This is a genomic window from Salininema proteolyticum (assembly GCF_042685645.1).
GTDB classification, from domain to species: Bacteria; Actinomycetota; Actinomycetes; order Mycobacteriales; family Micromonosporaceae; genus Salininema; species Salininema proteolyticum.
The window spans coordinates 258,267-276,617 of the sequence record NZ_JBHUNX010000001.1 but is presented as its reverse complement, the minus strand read 5'-3'; the positions used below and the strand labels follow the sequence as shown (position 1 = coordinate 276,617).

Here is an 18,351-nt window from a genome sequence, read left to right as displayed (position 1 = left end):
CTTACTCACTTACGGCCTCTTCGGTTTCGGGAAGGAGAGGGGCGTCGGGGTCGCCGTAGGGCGCCGTCTGGCCGGCCTCCGCCGCCAGTCGCGCTCCGGCCAGAGTGGCGTCGCCCTGGGCGTTGGCCTCCAGGGCGGGGCGGCGGTCCTCGTCGAACCCCGCCAGGATCAGCTGGGTCTCCTTGAGCGTGCACAGCGGGGCGCCCCGGCCCGGGAAGGGGCGGTTGCCCTCCTTCAACTGGTGCACCAGGTCGAGGGACTTCTCCTCGTCCATGTCGTCGAAGAACTCGTAGTTGACCGTCACCACCGGCGCGTAGTCGCAGGCCGCCAGGCACTCGGCGTGCTCCAGCGTGAACTTGCCGTCCGGGGTGCTCTCGTCGTGGCCCACTTCGAGCTCGGCCGACAGGGCGTCGAAGATCCTCTGGCCGCCCTTGGCGTGGCACAGCGTGTTGGTGCAGACGCTGACCAGCCAGTCGCCGGCCGGGCTGCGCTTGTACATGGTGTAGAAGGTCGACACGGCCTGCACCTGGGCCTTGGTGATGTCCAGCTTCTCGGCGCAGAAGGCGATGCCCTCGTCGCTGACGTACCCGTCCACCGACTGCACCAGGTGCAGCAGCGGCAGGAGCGCCGAGCGCTCCCTTCCCTGCGGGTAGCGCTTGAGGATCTCGTCGGCCTGCTCGTGGATCTTCTCGGGCCAGGCTCCGGCCTTGCGGTCTCCGTAGGTCATCAGCGGTCACACCCTCCCATCACCGGGTCGAGCGAGGCTCCGCCGGAGATGACGTCGGCCAGCAGCCCGCCTTCGGCGAGCGCCGGGATGGCTTGCAGATTGATGAAGGAGGGATCCCTCATGTGGACGCGGAACGGGCGGGTCCCTCCGTCCGAGACCGTGTGCATGCCCAGTTCCCCGCGCGGGGCCTCGATGTTCACGTACACCTGTCCCTCCGGGACGCGGAATCCCTCGGTCACCAGCTTGAAGTGGTGGATGAGGGCCTCCATGGACTGGCTCATGATGTGGCGGATGTGGTTGAGGCTGTTGCCCATGCCGTCGGCGCCCACGGCCAGCTGCGCGGGCCAGGCGATCTTCTTGTCCGCGACCATGACCGGTCCGGGCTCCAGTTTGTCCAGGGCCTGGCGGACGATCTTGAGCGATTCGCGGATCTCCTCGATGCGCACCATGTAGCGGGCCCAGGCGTCGGCGCCGGTGTGGATCGGGACCTCGAAGTCGTAGTCCTGGTAGCCGCAGTAGGGCTGGGTCTTGCGCAGGTCCCACGGCAGTCCCGCGGCCCTGAGCACCGGCCCGGTGACGCCCATGGCGAGGCAGCCGGAGACGTCGAGGTAGCCGACGCCCTGGGTGCGCTCCTTCCAGATGGTGTTGCCCGTCAGGAGGCCGTCGTAGTCGTCCAGGGCTTTCGGCATGTACTCGAGGAACTCCTCGATGAGCTGGATGCCGCGCTGGTCGATGTCCTGGGCCACGCCGCCGGGCCGGATGTAGGCCATGTTCATCCTGAGGCCGCTGACGGCCTCGAAGATGTCGAGGACCTTCTCGCGGTCGCGGAAGCCGTAGATCATCATGGAGAGCGCTCCCAGCTCCATGCCCATGGTGGCCAGGGCGACCAGGTGGCTGGCGACGCGGTTGAGCTCCATCATGAGGACGCGGAGCACGGTGGCCCGCTCGGGGGCCTCGATGCCGAGGAGCTTCTCCACCGAGAGGCAGTAGGCCGTCTCGTTGTGGATCGGGGCCAGGTAGTCGGCTCGGGTGACGAAGGTCGTGCCCTGGGTCCAGGTCCGGTACTCCAGGTTCTTCTCGATGCCGGTGTGCAGGTAGCCGATGACCGGCCGGATCTCGCGGACGGTCTCGCCCTCGAGCTCCACGATGAGCCGGAGCACGCCGTGCGTGGACGGGTGCTGGGGGCCCATGTTGATGACCAGGCGGTCCTCGCCGACCGGGTCGACTTCGCTGACCAGGTCGTCCCAGTCTCCTCCGGTGACCGTGTAGACGCGGCCCTCGGTGGTCTCTCTCTCGTCTGCGTAGGTCATTCTGACGACCTCCTCCGGTCCGGGGTCGGGATGGGCGCGGCCGTGCCGTTCCTGGGAAGAACGCTCACTTGTAGCTCCTCCTCTGGTCGGGCGGCGGGATGTGCGCGTCCTTGTACTCCACGTCGATGCCGCCGAGCGGGTAGTCCTTCCGCTGCGGGTGGCCCTCCCAGTCGTCGGGCATGAGGATGCGCGTCAGGCCGGGGTGGCCGTCGAAGACGATGCCGAACATGTCCCAGGCCTCGCGCTCCTGCCAGTCGGCGGTCGGGTAGACCTCGGCGACCGAGGCGATCGTCGGGTCCTCCGCGCTCACGGCCGTCTCGACGCGGACGCGGCGCCTGTAAGTAAGAGACGTGAGGTGGTAGACCGCGTGCAGGCGCCTCTCCTCGCTCGGATAGTCCACTCCGGACACCGAGTTGCAGAGTTCGAACTTGAGGTTCTCGTCGTCCCTGAGCACCTTGCAGAACTCGGCCGTCATGTCCGGCGGGACGTGGACGGTCAGCTCTCCGTGCTCCACGACCACGCCGCGGATCGCGTCCGGCCCGAACCGCTCCTCGAGCACGTCGACGATCTCGTCGAAGTACTCGCCGTAGGGGCGTTCGCTGGAAGCGACCTCGTCGGGGTGGGCCTTCTGGCGCACGAGCCCCGAGAATCCGCTGGTGTCACCGCTTCCGGTGACTCCGAACAGTCCTTTGTCGCTCATTTGCGGACCACCGCCTTCTTGATGCGCAGCTGCTCTTCCTCGCCCTTCTCCTGGGCGGCGATCCATTCCCTCTTGCGCTGCTTGTCGAAGCGGTAGCTGGAGGGGATGGTCCCCGGCTCGGGACCGGTCCGCTCCTTCTCCTTCAGCTCCAGCCGGCGCTCTTCGCCCAGCGGCTCGTGCTGGATCTTGTCGTGCAGCTTGAGGATCGCGTCGAGCAGCATCTCCGGGCGCGGCGGGCAGCCGGGCAGGTACATGTCGACGGGCACGACGTGGTCGACGCCCTGGACGATCGCGTAGTTGTTGAACATGCCGCCCGACGAGGCGCAGACGCCCATGGACAGCACCCACTTCGGCTCGGCCATCTGGTCGTAGATCTGGCGGACGACCGGCGCCATCTTCTGGCTCACGCGGCCGGCCACGATCATCAGGTCCGCCTGCCTCGGGGAGGCCCGGAAGACCTCCATGCCGAAGCGGCCGGTGTCGTAGCGGGCCGCGCCCGTCGCCATCATCTCGATCGCGCAGCAGGCCAGTCCGAACGTCGCCGGCCACAGCGAGGCCTTCCTCGTCCAGTTGACGAGGCCCTCGACGCTCGCCAGGATGATCCCGCTGGGCAGCTTCTCCTCGACACCCATGTCTAATCCCATTCCAATCCGCCGCGCTTCCATTCGTAGGCATAGGCCACGAACAGCGAGGCAATGAACATCGTGACCGCCCAGAAGCCGAACAGCCCCAGGACGTCGTGGTGGACGGCCCAGGGGATGAGGAACATGATCTCGATGTCGAAGACAATGAAGAGCATGGCCGTCAGGTAGAACTTCACCGGGAACCGCTTGGGCTGGGCGGCGTCCGGCGCGGGCTCGATGCCGCACTCGTACGGGTCCGACTTGGCCCGGTTGGGCCGCCGGGGGCCGGCCACTCGCGCGCCTATGAGGCTCACGATGCCGAATCCCAGGCCGATGGCGAACATGACCACCAACGGCACGTAAACTTCCGTCCCCATCAGACTCTCCTCAGACGCGGGGTCAGTACTTCCAGGGTGTTGACCAGATGGTCTGCCGCGCCCTTGGCCGGCCGGTCGTGCAGGTTCGCCAGCAGCCTCAGGACGAGGCGCATCAAGCGCGGGGACTTCAGCCCGTACTCGGTGCACAGACGCATGACCTCGGGGCGGCCGATCAGGTCGACGAACACCCCGCCCATGCGGTAGTAGGAGCCCAGCCGCAGGCCTATCGCCTCCGGGTAGGTGCGGAGGACCCGCTCCCTGCCCGGGACGGTCCGCTCGCGGAGCGCCCGCGCCGCGGTCCGGGCCGCGATCTCCCCGGCCTCCATGGCGTAGGCGATGCCCTCGCCATTGAACGGGCTGACCATGCCCCCTGCATCCCCAACGAGGATCACCCCCCGGGAGTAATGGGGTTGTCGGTTAAATCCCATCGGCAGCGCCGCGCCGCCTATCGGGCCGTCCGCGGCGGACTCGTCCAGATCGGTCGTCTCGAGCCAGTCGGTCAGCAGCTTGCGGTAGTTGGTCTTGCCGTAGGCGGTCGACGAGTTGAGGACGCCGAGGCCGACGTTCACCCTCCCGTCGCCGAGGCCGAAGATCCAGCCGTAGCCCGGCTGCAGCACGTCGGGGGCGCTCGCCGACCTCAGCTCCAGCCAGGACTCCAGGTAGTCGTCCTTGGTCCGCTCCTCGGACTTGTAGTAGCGGCGCACGGCCACGCCCATGGGGCGCTTCTCGTTGCGCTTGAGGCCCAGGGAGAGCGCGAAGCGGCTGGAGACGCCGTCGGCCGCGATCACCACCGGGGCGCGGAACTCGACGGGGTCGCCGAGGTCCTTCCTGCCTCGCGGGGCGTCGGGGTCCTCCCGGCGGGCCTGGACTCCGCAGACCCTGCCGGCCAGGTCGAAGAGCGGGCCGGCGACGTTGACGCCGCACTCCAGCCTCGCTCCGGCCTCGACGGCCTTCTCGGCGAGCATCTGGTCGAAGTCCTCGCGCGTGCGCGTGAGGCCGTAGTTCGGGAAGTCGTCCAGTTCGGGCCAGTCCAGTTCCAGGCGGACGTCCCGGGTGACGACGCGCAGTCCCCGGTTCCTGATCCAGCCGTTGGCCTCCGAGGTGTCTATGCCCATCCGCAGCAGGGCGGCCACGGACCGGGGCGTGAGCCCGTCGCCGCAGACTTTCTCCCTGGGGAACCGGGTCTTCTCCAATAGCAGTACGTCGAGCCCCCGCCGGGCGAGGTGGTAGGCGGCTGCCGCGCCGCCTGGTCCCGCTCCGACGATGACTACATCCGCGTCCGGGGCGCTGTGAGTGGTCACCGTTGATCCTCTCCATCGGCCAGGCCCGTATCCAGGGCCTTCAACCGGTCCAAGTGAGACTTTTCCTACTCCCACTTCGCTTGTGAAGATATTCACAAGCCCTAACCGAAGGGTAAACCCCCGAAATACACGCCCGCAACTTAGGTCCACCTAAGTATCAATGGATGCTGGTCAAGCATCGGTTACCTGCCAGTACGCCACTTTCGGCCCCCACGTCGGCCCCATTTCCGGCACGGCCATCCGCGAACAAACCTTAGATATCGCGATTTTTCAACTCCATGACCGATCCGACACCTGTTCGACCCCTCGAAATCCGCCCGCTCCCGCACCCGTCCGTATCCGGACCATCGCGAGCCGCGACACCCCGTCAGCGCCTACCAGCGCCTTGGCGAACTCGATAAACTCGGAGCCATGCCTCCCGACGCCCGCCAACAGACTGAATGGCCCGACAGACTGCTCACCTGGGAGCGGAAGACCTCTCCGCTCCTCATGTTCCTGGCCATCGCGTTCCTCATCGCCTACTCGACGCGCGTCCTCTTCCCCGGGCTGCCCGACGGGGTCAGGACCAGCCTCCTGATCATCGACTACGCCATCTGGGGGCTCTTCGCCCTCGAGTACGCCTGGCGCCTGACCATCGTCGGCAAAGGGTTGCGGGCGGACTTCATCCGCGCGACCCCCCTCGAGTTCTTCGCCGTGCTCCTCCCGCCCGCGCGGCCCCTGCGCCTGCTCCGGGCGACCATCGTCATCATCGACACCCTCACCCGCCACACCAGGCTCCTCGTGCGGACCCGCCTGTCCGTCCTCGTGCTCGGCTCTACCGCGATGCTGGTCTTCCTCTCCGCGCTCGCCGTCCTCGACGTCGAGCGGGACGCCCCCAGCAACATCAACACCTTCGCCGACTCCATCTGGTGGGCCTTCGTCACCATCACCACCGTCGGATACGGCGACTACTCCCCCGTCACGCCCATGGCCCGGATCATCGCCATCGCCCTGATGATCATCGGCATCGGCCTCTTCGGCTTCGTCGCCGCCACCCTCGCCTCCTGGATCACCGAGAAGTTCGCCCGACACGGATCCGAGACCGAAGAAGAGATCGAGTCCGAGTTCGGCGTCGTCCGCCGCAGCCTGGAGTCGCAGAAGCAGGCCACCCGGGAGCTGACCGACGAGGTCGCCGAGCTCCGGGCCCAGATCGCCGACCTCACCGCAGCCCTGTCCGAATCGCAGCGATCCCCGGACTCCACCGCCGACGATCTGGAGTCCCGGGCCGCGCCCCGTCAGAACTAGGCGAAATCCCGCCAGATCACCACTGAACGTTGTCAGACTCGCACGATATCCGTATCATGCGTATGCACACTTATACCCTTCAATGCATTGGAGACAACGTGTTCAAGAAGAAACTGCTGGGCATCCTCGCCGCCGGGGCGATCGCCGTCCTCGGGGTCGCCCTCCCCTCCGCCGCACAAGCAGATCCAACCTCAGGCGACGACGTCTCGGCCCAGTTCTGCGACAAGAAGGTCATCTCCTCCGACGGGGTCAACCATCGGGCCGACCGGAGGCTCGACGCCACGATCCTCGGGTGGATCCCCAACGGCACGATAGTATCGGCCGCGTGCGACACCTTCCCCGGCGATCGGTACACCGCTTGCGGGAAGACTTCCACCAGTTGGGAGCAGGTAGGCTGGAACGGCAACTACGGATGGGTCGCCGACGCCTGCCTCAAGTACGTGTCTTGAGGACTTTAGGCCGCCGGAACTTCCCCGGTGCCCCCTCACAGAACCGTGCGCAACATTCCCCTAGCTCCAATGCCGTTGCCTTAGCGGGTTGGCTATTTTTCAAGTCTTGTTGGGGCGCTTAGGGATAAGAGAAGGAGCTCCTGGTAGAACGGTTGTTACCACACATCCGTCAAAAAGAGCTCCTTGTCTTCCCATACTCTCATAACGTGTGTCGTCCGTGCGGATGGAGGGGTCTTCGCTCCCGGTCATATCGGCAAGCTCACCCGCATCCTCCCGTTCGAAATGGTCGACGCTGTCTTGTCCGGGTGCGGTAAACAGGAAAAGCGCGTCCGGTTGCTGCCCGCGCAAGTGGTGGTCTACCTGGTGGTGGCAGGCGGGCTGTTCCCCGCGTTGGGCTGAAGCCTGGTGTGGGACAGGCTCACCTCGGGCCTGGGTCGACGGTCGTGTCCGTCGGGGTCGTCGCTGTATCGGGCGCGCAAACGTCTCGGACCGCTTCCGCTGCGGCGCCTGTTCGAGATGATCGCTGGCCCGACGGCGGCCGCTTTCCGGTGGAGGGGCCTGCTCTTGTGCGCCTTCGACGGAACCGAACTGGACATCGCCGACTCCACGGCCAACCGCAGCGCGTGCGGAACTCACGGACATGGCGACAAACAGGCGGGCTACCCTCATCTGCGGTTGGTCGCCCTGGTCGCCTGCGGTACACGGTCGCTGCTCGGGGCGGCGTTCGGCACCATCCGCACCACCGAGAGAGACCTGGCTCTGGTGTTGTTCGGTCATCTCGACGCGGGGATGCTGGTTCTGCTGGATCGGGGATTCGCCGCCGGGCAATGGTTCAGCGACTTGCATGCGACCGGGGCGGACTTCCTCGCCCGCGTCCCTGCCCACTGGAAACCGGGAACCGTGGAACGCTTGCACGATGGGTCGCGATTGGTCCTTCTCGGCGGTCTGACGCTCCGGCTGATCGAAGCGGAGATCACCATCGCCACTGCCGGCGGGAAGCGGACGGGTGTCTACCGGCTGGCCACCACGTTGGTCGATCCCGACCGGTTCCCGGCGCTGGACCTGATCGAGCAGTACCTTCACCGGTGGGAAATCGAGACTGCCTACAGTGAGCCTTTCCGTGCAAGCTAACCGGTGCGCTCTGTGATCTTCCTTCGGGGCCTGATCCGGTGGAAGGCGACGAGGCAGGCCTTCATGACCGTGCCGATCTGTTCGGGATCAAGGCCGACTTTGTCCAGGCACTTGAACATGACCTTCAAGTCGGCGTTGGCCTTCTCTTCCAGCGCACGAGCGGCGCCATGAACTCGATTGAACACACGGCGTTCGATGGCCAGGTCGGCGTTCTTCGGCTTCTTGAACGGCGCGACGACGCTGTCGATGCTCTCGAACTTGAGATACCCGAGGTCGACCAGGATATGCAGTCGCTGCTCGTCAGCGACGCCGGTGTTGACCTGCCGCAGCGCTTCGTCCAGGCCATGGTGGGTGGCGGCGGTGGAGTCGAAGACGCGCCCGGGCAACGCGTCGGAGACCCACAGCGGGTGGCCATCGGGAGCGGAGAGGACCTGCTCGTTCACCCCGTGACGATGATGTTTTCCCGACCAGTAGAGGTCAACGCCCTTGGTCGGTCCCTCCTTCTTGTAGGAGCGGGTCGGGATAAGGGTGCCGTCGAGGATCAGGTGCTCATCGCCGGCCGCTCGGGCCGCCGCGATCGCCTTGGACAGGTCCGGAGACTGGTCGGCGAGAACGTCGAGCCCTTCCCACAGGCGGTCATAGGCGCAGGTCTTCTTGATGTCGTTGTCACGAGCCAGCTGTGTGAGCCGAGTACCGTCGACCAGCCATCGCAGCACGAAGACGGCCTGCTGAAAACAGGTCAGCGCACGCGTGCCGGTTCGGGTGCCGATGCGGTGGCGGTGGGCGCGCAGTTGGAAGGAGAACCACGTGACGGCAGTACGAGGGACAGGTAGGACAGCGCGGTATGCGACACTGGAGGACACGGGAACCTCTTCGTGGTGTTGTTGATTAGCCAGAAACATTGTCCACGAAGGGGTTTCCTATTTTCTTACCAGGGGTTCATTACCGGCTGTGTTGACGTCCTTGCGCGGAAGAGCTCAGTGATCTGAAGTCGACTCTGGGCGATGGGCGCGTCCTTCGCTCCCGCGATCGGCTTGGCGTCGAGCAGGAAGTCTGGGCCGTGTTGACGTTGTACCAGGTCATCCGGTGTGTGATCGATGACGCCGTGACCGGCGGTGAGATCACTTCGCTGCAGGCCAGTTTCAAAATCGCTGTGGAAACCGCTCGTGACCATCTTATCCGGGCAGAGAACATCCTCGACGAGAAGACCATCGATCTCAAGGGCCGTATCGGGGCGGCACTGCTTGCCAGCCCGTTGCCGAAACGACGGCTGCAAACCGCGCCACGAGTCGTGAAAAGGACGATCTCCAAGCACAGAGCCAAAGGCCAGGTCCAACGCAAGACCTACCAGGCCACCCTGGAAATCGCCCTCATCGACACTCGCTACGGCAACGGCATGGACCCTGGCCCCTGATGGTTGCGGGGACGATCATGTCGGCCTTGGTTGACTAGGAATCGATGGACGTAGCTGGGAATTCACTCTTCCATCTGGTCGCGTAACGGAGCTTTTCACGAATAGCGGTGTTTAAACAGCCTCCACGCACCGGGCGAGACCCAGGGGGAATAGAACCAGAACACCGTCTTGAACGGAGAACCGTCAACTGTGAGGATGCGCCATTTCGGGCCGGAGTCCGCAATGTAGCGGATTGCATCGACGATCGCCCAGGGCAGCGGTGCTCATGCCGGCCTCGGCCGGCCGAGGCCGCCGGAACCGGAAGGAACATGGCGTTCAGAGCCCATTCAGCGTCAGTGAGCCTTTTCCCGCAACCTATCCGTGACTTGGTGTGAGTCTGGAGCCGCGTGGGCGGTCGATCCGGAATACGGCCAGGCATGCCTTTACGATGGTTCCGATGCGCCATGGATTGAGGCTGACCAGGGCCAATGCCTTGGACCTGACATTCAAGTCCGCGTTGGCCTTCTCGGCCAACGCTCGGGCTGCACCGATGGCCTTGTTGTACTGCTTCTGAGCCAGGTTCAGTTCCTTCTTCGGTTTCTTCTTGTGGGGCATGTGAACGGAGAGAAAGTCCTTGAATTTCTCGTATCCCAGATCGACGAGGGCAAGCAGACGCAACCGGTCCTCGATACCGACGCTGAGCAGGGCCAGGTCTTCTTCCTTGCCATGCTTGATCACGGCAGTGGAGTCGTGTTCACGGCCGGGGCGGGTCTCGAACACCCATAGCGGATACCCGTCCGGAGCCGACATGACCTGGATGTTCGCTCCGTGGCGGTGATGCTTTCCCGACAACCAGAGGTCAACGCCATCGGTCGGTCCTCTCAGGTGGGTCTTGGCCATGAGGATGAGCGTGCCGTCCAGGCCGATGTAGCTGTCGCCGGCTGCACGGGCGGCGTCGATGGCATCGGCCATGGTGGGGGCCTGGACTGCCAGGACTTTCAGTTCCTCCCAGAGGTAGGCGTAGGTCGTCGTACAGCCCAGGTTGTTGTCGCCCTGCAGTTGCCTGATTCTCGTGCCGTCCAGCAGCCAGCGCAGGACGAGCACTGCCTGCGCCCATGCTGTCAACTGCCGTGTGTTGGCCTTGGTCTTGAGGTTCCGGCGGTGACATGCGAGTTTGCGGGAGAACCACCCGACGACAGCCCGGTCGATGGGTAGGACGGCGGCGTATGTGACACTGGAATCCATAGAACCTTCTGGGAGAAGTTGTTGTTGTAGTAACTACATCTTCTACCAGGACGTTCTCTTGTTTCCCAACGGGTTAAGGTCACCGTCCGCACAGGACTGCTTGCTGGAAAAGACTCAGTGCAGTCGGAAGGGTAGACGGAGATATGGCCTTTGTGAAGCTATGGGTCGCAGGCACGATGCAAAACAACCTCCGGTGGCCGTCCTTCTTGTAGCTAAGAAAACTGATTCCAGAGGCTATTTTTCTATGGGCTGCAGGGGCTCAGGATTCAAAGGCAGCTTCTCAAGAATGGCCAGTATTCCATCTCTCCCGGATAGTTTCACGTTGCTCGGCAACAGTTGCCGCCTGCTCCCGGGGAACCGGATCTAGAATATCCACCTTATTCTTCTGAGCAAGCTCCAAAGCTCCCTCTTTGAACACATATGCATCACGAGTAGCACCCATATCCAATTGCATCCCAGAAGGCTGCACTTCCCTTCGAGAACCTTGACAACATAGAATGTACCCGAAATCCTCCAGATCTTTCCGAAGTGAAATAAGGCTATCCCACAGAGTTGACTCACTGTAATCTGATTCAAAATCCAAGCCAGGCACGGCGACTTGGAGAGTCGGTGGAAGATGAAGGACTCCTACCGTAACATCAACATAGGCTTCACCGCTTTTCACGTACGCTCGAAGCTCTTTGATCTCCACTCCATCAGCCTCCTGTGTAGTTTGGATTCATAACTCTAGTTCCGTCTGGCAATCTACATGAAACAATACAGCCTGGAGAAATTGATCGTGGAACGGCGATCTCCTGCTCTCCCCCGAAGGGAAAACCGGGCAGCTCTCTATCTACATCGATACCTTTCACGCCCTTGATTTCATATACATATTGGGGATTCCGTTCAATTGCGTGAGCCTCATCTATAGATGTACCAATATAGCCAGAATCTTCAAGCCGACCTCCGTCTGACTTACGCATACCGGCGACATGTTCTTCCAGGTCCATATTGTTACCCCTTGACTCGAAACCATTCTCGAAGATTTCCTCAGGGCCCCTATTGTCCGCTCTATAGAGCGTACACGACCCCTCATTGTGAGTGAGAAAGTCAGTTTCGTCAGCTTTGACATGGTACGTATGAAGATCGGCGATCGTGAGGTTATAGACCGTCGTGTCTTCCGCATGCCTCTCCACAGAGGCGATCTGGATCCAGGTTCCAGAGCTTGTACGTAGAAACTGACCTACCTGCAGGTTGATCGCGTCAGTCCACTCACCGGTCAATGTGCCCGCGGCGGAGCTGACTGGACCTGCGTTCTGATCGTCGCCAGACGGCGGTCCGCCGCCCCCGGAGCCGGATCCGTCAGTGACGCTCAGTTTCTCGCCGAAATCAACTTCATTATCGCTTCTCTTGCCCAAATTGGCACCGAACTGCTCTTCGACTGGAATTTCAGCCGGGTCCGCAGTCCATATGGGGTGCTCATCAGTAGCAGTGATCGTCTCATCTGACTCTCCATCGCCATCAGTGTCGATGCCGAAGGTGATGAGAATGCGTTCTCCAGTGCCCTCACGAGTCATTACTACTTCACGGGCTTCGGTCTCGCCGGTACTGTCATCAGTGGCGAGAACCTTCTCACCAGGTTCGACTTCGTCGATGGGTTTGGTACTCCCGTCCGCCATGACGACTTCTGCGTCTGGCTTGAACGAATTGCCGATGCGGCAGGAAGGCGCGTCCGCTTCAGCTGCCTTCTTGTCTTTCTTCTTAAGTTTGTTCAAGAACTTGCCGGCCGCTGCCTTGGCAGAGTCGTTGTAGCTCTTCAATGTGCTGCGAGCCCAGGCGAGCTTCTCCTTGAAACCCGTGACCGCCTTGTAGATCCGTTTGGCTGCCTTCATCAGTTTGGCGCCGACCTTCAGCATCTTGGTCCACGGGATGAGATCCAGCAGCAAGGACGCACAGGACATCATATCGCCGGCACCGACGCAGGACATGATGTCATTGATGCCGATGAGGTCCTTCAGCACCTCTCCGGCCACATCTATGACCACATCCACTATCGACGTGTTGAGGATATCCTGGGCTTTTTGAACCTCTTCTTTCTCCTCCTGGCTCATGTCCTGCTTGGCCAGGTCGGTAGCCTTGTCTTCGTTGCTCGGGGTGGCTTCCCCTGTACCTTGACCGCACCTGGCTTCATGCTGGTAGTCGCCGCAGTCGGTCCGGAGGGAACCATCACTGTTGTGGTACGAGCAGTCGCCGTCGATGCAGGATTGCCCGTTGATCTTCCCGGGAGTCAATCCCGAGGGGTCCGCGAACGATACAGGCGAGTGGTTCGAGTAGGCGTACCCGCCCATTTGCTGTGAGGAGAGGGGATCGATGATCGGGTCGGCCGATATGAACCTGCCCAGCGTTGGATCGTATTCTCTCGCCCCTAGATGGGTCAGCCCGGACGGATCCTGGGTGCCTCCGAGGAAGCCGTGGTCGTTGACCCACGACTGGACCGGAGCGCCACGCTCATTCCCGTAGATGTCGAGATGGCGGACGTTGGCTTCCATCGTTTCGGAATCGACGGTGGCAGTGGTCGTACCCTGGTGGTCACCGCCGAGCCAGTGAACCCTGTTTTCGTTGGTGCGCAGTGCGACCTGCTGCCCGCCGTGCGAGTAGTACCGCGACGCGGTGATAGAGCCGTCGGCTTCCTTCACCACCTCCATCCCCGGCAGGAAGACGGTGGTCTTCCCATTTGGGTCGGTCCTGGAAATGCGGTTGCCGTCGGCCGTGTAGTCATAGTCGGTGACGTCACCGGCCTGTTCCAGCGTCTCCAATTTCCCGTCGGGAGACCAGGTAAGGGTCTGCGGAACACCGTTCTCGTCGGCACGGGTGATCGTGTTCCCGGCCTTGTCGTAGGCGTAACCCAGAGTCTTGGTCGACTCGGGCTTCGTGATCGTCGCCTCGGTGACGGTGTGCGGCTGGTCCGGGCTGTAGGTGTAATCGATCGTCTCATCGGCGAGGTGGTCGACCTGCTTGGTGCGGTTGCCCGCCAGGTCGAACTCCCAGGACTTCCAGTAGGGAGCAGAACCTCCGACCTTATCGGCGCTGGTCGGCTCAGACCCACACGCCTCCGGATCCGCCCCGGTCCAGGCGTCGGTGATCCGCTTCAGGTGGTCATAGGCGAAACACTGGGTGTCCACCCCGAGGTCCGACTGGTTGTCGATCGACGTGATCAGGCCGGCGTCAGAGTACTCATAGGTGTTGTTGATGACCTGGTGGTTCGGACCGGTGGAGACCTCGAATCTCGAGCCGGTCATCCGGCGGGTGCCCTTCTCGTATGTGAAGGCTTGCCACGCCGACGGAGAATCGGCCACGTTCGGCCCGTCGGGGTCCATCGTGATCTGAGCGATCTCCGCGAACCTGGTGTACAGGGACTCGGAGACGTACCACTGTTTCGACGAGTAGGTGCTCTGGGCCAGGCCCAAGTCGTCGTACGTGGTGACGACCTGCTCCTTTCCTAGCCCGCCGACCTGCGGGTAGGTGATCTCTTCGACCGAACCGTCGGGGTTGTACGTGTAACGGAAGTCGAACGATCGGTCCAAGCCGGTGCCCATCGAAGTGGGCATCGTGTACCGCATGCCGACCGGCCGGCTCGCGGCGTCATAGGCGAGGACTCGGGTCTTATACTGGTTCCCGTCCTCATCCCATGACGACGTGGTCGCGGGCAGGCCCTTTCCGAATATGTCGTACTCGTATGCCTGAACGAGGTCGCCCCAGAAGTCGTCCTTCATGACGTAGATCGGACGCCCGAGCTCGTCGTACTCGTACCACATGCTCTTGCCGCGGGAGTCGGTCACCGATTCCACGAGTCCGTTGTCGTAGTAGGTCGACTCCGTCCGCCCCGTGTCCGGGTCGACCGAAGCGATCTGGCGGCCCATGAGGTCGTACTCGTAGGACCAGGTGTTCCCCGCCGCATCGGTCATCGCCTTGAGGCGGTCGGCATGGTCGTACTCGTAGGTGATCGAGTCGTGAGCGCCATCGGGATCGGACGTGTGCAGATTTCGGACTTCGGTGGTGTTGCCGCGAACGTCGACGATCGAGGTCGCGGCACGCCCGTCAGGGTCGGTTACCGTGACCTTCTCGCCGTTGTAATCACTAGTGGTCCGGTACTGCTCGTTCCCGAAGGAATAGAAGACATCAGCGGTCACGCGGCCGGCAGAGTCGTACTCGTACACGGTCATTCCGGGAATGTCGCTGTCGGACGAGGCGAAGAACGTTTGGGACGGCTCGGCCTCGTTGTAGTAGGCGCTGTACTCTCTATGAACCTGGCCGAGCGTGTTGTAGAAGGTGTCCGAAAGGATACGGCCGCCGCCTGGCGCGGGAAGTTGCGTCTGGCGAGAGCGGAGAAGCCCGTCGAACAGCTCCACAGTCGACGTGTACGTGCCGTTCGCGTTGATTCCGTGCGCGATCGTTGCGTTCGGCTCGGTGTCGGACAGGATGTACTCGAATTTCGCGGCCGGGTCGAACCCGTCGGCTCGGGTCCGGTCCGGGGTCCACCCTGCAGTGATCCGTCCGAGCGCGTCGTACTGCATCTCGGTGACGTTGCCGTTCGCATCGGTGGACGAGAGCGGCTTACCGCGCAGTGGATCGAGGGTCTGACTCGTGACGTGGCCGAGCGGATTCGTCGACGTCACCTTTGTCAGCGGGCCGCCGGCGGCCGGCGTGTACGAGGTCTCGGTGACATTGCCGTCGACGTCGGTAGAGGTCAGGCCACGTCCGTACTCGTCAACGGTGACGGAACCGGTGACGAGGTAGACGGGCTTGCCGTCCACATAGTCCTTGAGAGTCTCGGTCTTGGTGATGTCACCGGTGGTCGGAGCAGTGGTGTGCGACGTGGCGCCGTCGTAGTAGACGCGTTCATCGGAGAGGAGGTCCTCCGGATAAGAAGGTGCGGCATCGCAGGAGGTCGAAAGGGCCTCGGTACGGACCGGCGCGTTGACGATCCACTTGGACGTGTTGCGTGCGTAGGTGATCTTGACGCATTCTTCGTCGCCGGATACGGCGGAATCGCCGGAGGACTCGGTGGCGACGGCCATCCCCCACGAGTCATAGGTGGTCGTGGAGACCGACGAGCGCCAGGTCCCGTCCGACTGGAGCGAACTGGCCTCGACCGAGGCGGTGCCAGTGTGCCTCGCATGGACCGTCCCCCAGTCACGCGCACGGGTGGCCGTGGGACTGGACCGCCAAGGAGTCGTGGTCTGCTTGGAAATGACTCGGCCGTCGAGGATCGTCTTCTTGACGCGGGGCCGGCCGGCGAACTCGTCGTGGTCGGTGATTCCGTCGACCTTGACCGACGTGGTAGAGCCGTCGGGCAGCTTCTGTCCGTCGAGACCGCGGAAGTACGTGGTCTCGGTGGTCATCTTCATGTCGTCGCCGTCGCCGATAACGGTCCGGACTGCCGAGTAACCGCGGTACTGCGACCAGGTCTTGTAGGCGGGATCGGTGAGCCCGTCGTCGTCGGTGAAACGCCAAGCGGGCTTCCCGACGTACTCGTACCTGGTGGTCACGGCCGGAGCGCCGCCCGTAGTGTCGATGTCCGCGACATCGGTGACCACGTACTTGTGGTACCAGTCGTGCTCGGGCGTGCCGCCGTTGTCCTCGGCGGTCGTCGTGATGATGGGCATGCAGCGCATGTCGTTGCCCTCAGGGCTCGACGGCATGACGCCGTCCTTGGCGTTGCACTGCTCGCCGGAGTAGTTGACGGTGGTGGTGCCGCCGGTCCCGTTCTTGATCGACTTGACGCGCCACCAGTTCATGGGCGCCTTGGTGTCCAACGACTTCTGGACGCGGTTGGACAGCTGCAGGCCGTGGAAGACGGTCTCCGGCATGGAAATAGGATTGTCTCCTGCGAGCCCGGTCCGCTGGATTCCGGCCAACCAGAGACCGGCTCTGGTCGAATCGCCCGGGTCAGGGAAGGACTGGCGCAGCTCGTACTCGTCCACGCCCTTCCACGTTCCGTTTACGTTGGCCTTGGTGGTCACCTTGCTCAACCGCTTATCGGTGAAGAAGGCCGGAGTGTAGATCTCCGCGCAGTCCGAAGCGGTTCCGTCGCAGGCTTGGTCGAGCGGTGTGTCGGGCCAGTTCTCGGGGTGGTCGTAGTCGCACACGCTCCCCGGGGCACAGCGGTCGGTGAGGGTGAACTCGACGCGGTTGGTGGCACCGGAGTAGGCGTCGCCCTTGCGGAGTCCGTAGTCGATGCGCTTGAGGTTGACGGCGCGATCGTAGGCGACGGGCTCGTTGTCGTCCAGGTTGAGGAGGTAGTGGTTGCCCTCGCCCTCATAGAAGTAGGCCATGGCGTTGCCGTGGGGATCGACGACCCAGTCCAACTGCCAGCGCCAGGCCTGCTGGCACCAGGAGTCCCCGAACGAAGACGAGTGGCAGGGCTCCCCGGTGTGGTTGCCGAAGACCGGAACGGTGGCGGTGGATTCCGTCTCGCTCTTGCCGGAGGCGTAGCCCGGCAGGCGGTTGAGCCCAAAGTAATACTGGATGCCGGCCGACGTGGTGACCCGCCAGTATTCGCCGTTGTCGTCCCCGTTGGTCGCGCCCGTGAGCTTTTCGACCTTGGAAGAGTCGTCGTTCTTTATCCTCCACTCACCGGTGTCGTCGTCGAGGATCAGCTCGCCTCCGGACCCGTTGAGCGACAAGGTCGCGTTGTCCGTGCGCCAACACTGGTCGCCACCGACGGGGTCGGGGTTGTTCGCCCCGTCCTCGTCGTCCGTCTGGCACGCCGAGTATTTGCGCTCGATGAACCCGGACTCGAAGTTGAAGCCCTCGCCGATGACGGACGGCTGGTTGTTGGTCGACTCGTTGCGGCCGTCGACCGAGGACGAAGAGTAGGAGAACCCTATGGACGGGTCCAGGCTGCCCGGAGAGGAGGGCACGTCCAGAGGGTAGGACCAGGAGAAGTCACCGGTCGGATTGCCCGCGCTCCACGTGGCCGACGGAGAGAGCGTCGTGGCGGCGAAGCTGCCGTTGGCGCCGGAGGCCGAGGCGGCCACCGTGACCGAAGCCGTGCTGACCGAGCCGCTCGAACCGTCGTTGGTCTGGTATGCGGCTTTCTTTACGGGTTTCAGATCGATGCGCGCCGTGACGGTTCCCTCGACACCGTTGTTCTCGGACGCGATCGGAGTTCCGCTGGAACGGTCGTAGACCTTGAGGCGGTCGTCCCAGTCGGCGCCGGCCGCATCGCGGTAAGAGCCGTAATCGAACCGCATCTCGACCGAGCCCGGTTCGACCGAACCGTCCGTCCGCTCAACCTCCCAGTCCAGACCCTCGGCGGCCGAGGCGGACTTCAAGGAGATCCGGACGCTGCGCGGCGTCTCGGCGTTCTCGCTGCCGGAGGCCACGGCACGGACCGAGGCATCCAAGCCTGGAACATCCGTCCAAGAGGAACCCTTCAGATCCACCCGCACCGCGTCGGATTCGGGAAAGTCGACCTCCCGTTCACCCTCGACCCCGCGGTCGGCCGTGCCGTCTGGGGGAAGATCGGGGTCGCCGGGCTCGAAGTCCTCGCCGGGAACGGACTCTACTTCGTCGGCGATCTCAGGCCGGTACGGCGCCTCCCATCCGGCGACGGCCACGAAGAGGCCCACGAAAAGGGCCATGACGGCGGCGAACACGAGCGCCCGGCGCGACAGGTCCCTTCGCGACGCGGACCACGGCGAGTCCAAAGCAGAGAGTTCTGTCTTGTATTCCGGCACAGGGCGTCTCGAAGGAGTGGACACGAGGGGGTCTCCAACCAAAATGAGAGGTTTCTGATTTTTGTCGAAGAGTAACATATCTATCGCACA

General features: G+C 63.3%; 15 protein-coding genes. 5 read left to right on the top strand and 10 right to left on the bottom strand.

Annotated elements, in window-relative coordinates; all coding sequences use genetic code 11:
• Position 1: 1 nt before the first annotated feature.
• The 6 genes from nuoE to ACFTE1_RS01220 all read right to left on the bottom strand — a co-directional run bounded on the left by nuoE (position 2) and on the right by ACFTE1_RS01220 (position 5,038).
• Entirely contained in the window at positions 2 to 727 is a 726-nt protein-coding gene (nuoE, locus tag ACFTE1_RS01245; protein WP_380620031.1) for an NADH-quinone oxidoreductase subunit NuoE, read from the bottom strand.
• Positions 727 to 2,037, bottom strand: a complete 1,311-nt coding sequence (locus ACFTE1_RS01240; protein WP_380620029.1) for an NADH-quinone oxidoreductase subunit D — start codon at positions 2,035 to 2,037, stop codon at positions 727 to 729. Before ACFTE1_RS01240 ends, nuoE begins: the two co-directional genes overlap by 1 nt.
• 64 nt (positions 2,038 to 2,101) lie before the next feature.
• The gene (locus ACFTE1_RS01235) at positions 2,102 to 2,803 is read right to left on the bottom strand and encodes an NADH-quinone oxidoreductase subunit C (protein WP_380620027.1); all 702 of its coding nucleotides are present in this window, start codon (positions 2,801 to 2,803) and stop codon (positions 2,102 to 2,104) included.
• Positions 2,734 to 3,369 (bottom strand): NuoB/complex I 20 kDa subunit family protein, encoded by a 636-nt coding sequence (locus ACFTE1_RS01230; RefSeq protein WP_380620024.1) that lies wholly within the window; start codon positions 3,367 to 3,369, stop codon positions 2,734 to 2,736. Before ACFTE1_RS01230 ends, ACFTE1_RS01235 begins: the two co-directional genes overlap by 70 nt.
• A 2-nt stretch (positions 3,370 to 3,371) precedes the next feature.
• Positions 3,372 to 3,737 (bottom strand): NADH-quinone oxidoreductase subunit A, encoded by a 366-nt coding sequence (locus ACFTE1_RS01225; RefSeq protein ID WP_380620021.1) that lies wholly within the window; start codon positions 3,735 to 3,737, stop codon positions 3,372 to 3,374.
• Entirely contained in the window at positions 3,737 to 5,038 is a 1,302-nt protein-coding gene (locus ACFTE1_RS01220) for a geranylgeranyl reductase family protein (RefSeq protein WP_380620018.1), read from the bottom strand. The genes ACFTE1_RS01225 and ACFTE1_RS01220 overlap by 1 nt, the downstream gene beginning before the upstream one ends.
• Before the next feature lie 411 nt (positions 5,039 to 5,449).
• On the opposite strand from ACFTE1_RS01220, the gene ACFTE1_RS01215 reads away from it, so the two are divergent.
• The 4 genes from ACFTE1_RS01215 to ACFTE1_RS01200 all read left to right on the top strand — a co-directional run bounded on the left by ACFTE1_RS01215 (position 5,450) and on the right by ACFTE1_RS01200 (position 7,902).
• A complete protein-coding gene (locus ACFTE1_RS01215; protein ID WP_380620015.1) occupies positions 5,450 to 6,322 on the top strand; it encodes an ion channel in 873 nt (290 codons plus the stop codon).
• A 98-nt stretch (positions 6,323 to 6,420) separates the two neighbouring features.
• A complete protein-coding gene (locus ACFTE1_RS01210; RefSeq protein WP_380620013.1) occupies positions 6,421 to 6,771 on the top strand; it encodes a hypothetical protein in 351 nt (116 codons plus the stop codon).
• Positions 6,772 to 6,954: 183 nt separating this feature from the next.
• On the top strand, positions 6,955 to 7,170 hold the full coding sequence (locus ACFTE1_RS01205; protein WP_380620011.1) for a transposase domain-containing protein: 216 nt from the start codon (positions 6,955 to 6,957) through the stop codon (positions 7,168 to 7,170).
• A 165-nt stretch (positions 7,171 to 7,335) separates the two neighbouring features.
• Positions 7,336 to 7,902, top strand: coding sequence for a transposase (locus ACFTE1_RS01200; protein ID WP_380620008.1), 567 nt, complete (start codon positions 7,336 to 7,338; stop codon positions 7,900 to 7,902).
• Here ACFTE1_RS01200 and ACFTE1_RS01195 read toward each other — a convergent pair.
• Positions 7,899 to 8,765: a transposase family protein gene (locus tag ACFTE1_RS01195; RefSeq protein WP_380762553.1), complete on the bottom strand. Its 867-nt coding sequence runs from the start codon at positions 8,763 to 8,765 to the stop codon at positions 7,899 to 7,901. The genes ACFTE1_RS01200 and ACFTE1_RS01195 overlap by 4 nt on opposite strands.
• 227 nt (positions 8,766 to 8,992) lie before the next feature.
• Between ACFTE1_RS01195 and ACFTE1_RS01190 the strand changes: the two genes are divergently transcribed.
• Positions 8,993 to 9,316, top strand: coding sequence for a hypothetical protein (locus tag ACFTE1_RS01190; RefSeq protein ID WP_380620004.1), 324 nt, complete (start codon positions 8,993 to 8,995; stop codon positions 9,314 to 9,316).
• A 354-nt stretch (positions 9,317 to 9,670) separates the two neighbouring features.
• Here ACFTE1_RS01190 and ACFTE1_RS01185 read toward each other — a convergent pair whose 3' ends face one another.
• From ACFTE1_RS01185 to ACFTE1_RS01175, 3 genes are all read right to left on the bottom strand, one after another.
• Positions 9,671 to 10,540: a transposase family protein gene (locus ACFTE1_RS01185; RefSeq protein ID WP_380620001.1), complete on the bottom strand. Its 870-nt coding sequence runs from the start codon at positions 10,538 to 10,540 to the stop codon at positions 9,671 to 9,673.
• Positions 10,541 to 10,820: 280 nt separating this feature from the next.
• Positions 10,821 to 11,231: a hypothetical protein gene (locus tag ACFTE1_RS01180; protein ID WP_380619999.1), complete on the bottom strand. Its 411-nt coding sequence runs from the start codon at positions 11,229 to 11,231 to the stop codon at positions 10,821 to 10,823.
• A 4-nt stretch (positions 11,232 to 11,235) separates the two neighbouring features.
• A complete protein-coding gene (locus ACFTE1_RS01175) occupies positions 11,236 to 18,231 on the bottom strand; it encodes an RHS repeat-associated core domain-containing protein (RefSeq protein ID WP_380762550.1) in 6,996 nt (2,331 codons plus the stop codon).
• Positions 18,232 to 18,351: the final 120 nt, after the last annotated feature.

Bases quoted from the DNA above. Each gene is read 5' to 3' on its own strand.
- ACFTE1_RS01235 (WP_380620027.1), bottom strand. From the start codon at position 2,803: ATGGATCGCCGCCCAGGAGAAGGGCGAGGAAGAGCAGCTGCGCATCAA.
- ACFTE1_RS01215 (WP_380620015.1), top strand. From the start codon at position 5,450: ATGCCTCCCGACGCCCGCCAACAGACTGAATGGCCCGACAGACTGCTC.
- ACFTE1_RS01185 (WP_380620001.1), bottom strand. From the start codon at position 10,540: ATGGATTCCAGTGTCACATACGCCGCCGTCCTACCCATCGACCGGGCT.
- nuoE (WP_380620031.1), bottom strand. From the start codon at position 727: ATGACCTACGGAGACCGCAAGGCCGGAGCCTGGCCCGAGAAGATCCAC.
- ACFTE1_RS01225 (WP_380620021.1), bottom strand. From the start codon at position 3,737: ATGGGGACGGAAGTTTACGTGCCGTTGGTGGTCATGTTCGCCATCGGC.
- ACFTE1_RS01240 (WP_380620029.1), bottom strand. From the start codon at position 2,037: ATGACCTACGCAGACGAGAGAGAGACCACCGAGGGCCGCGTCTACACG.
- ACFTE1_RS01230 (WP_380620024.1), bottom strand. From the start codon at position 3,369: ATGGGTGTCGAGGAGAAGCTGCCCAGCGGGATCATCCTGGCGAGCGTC.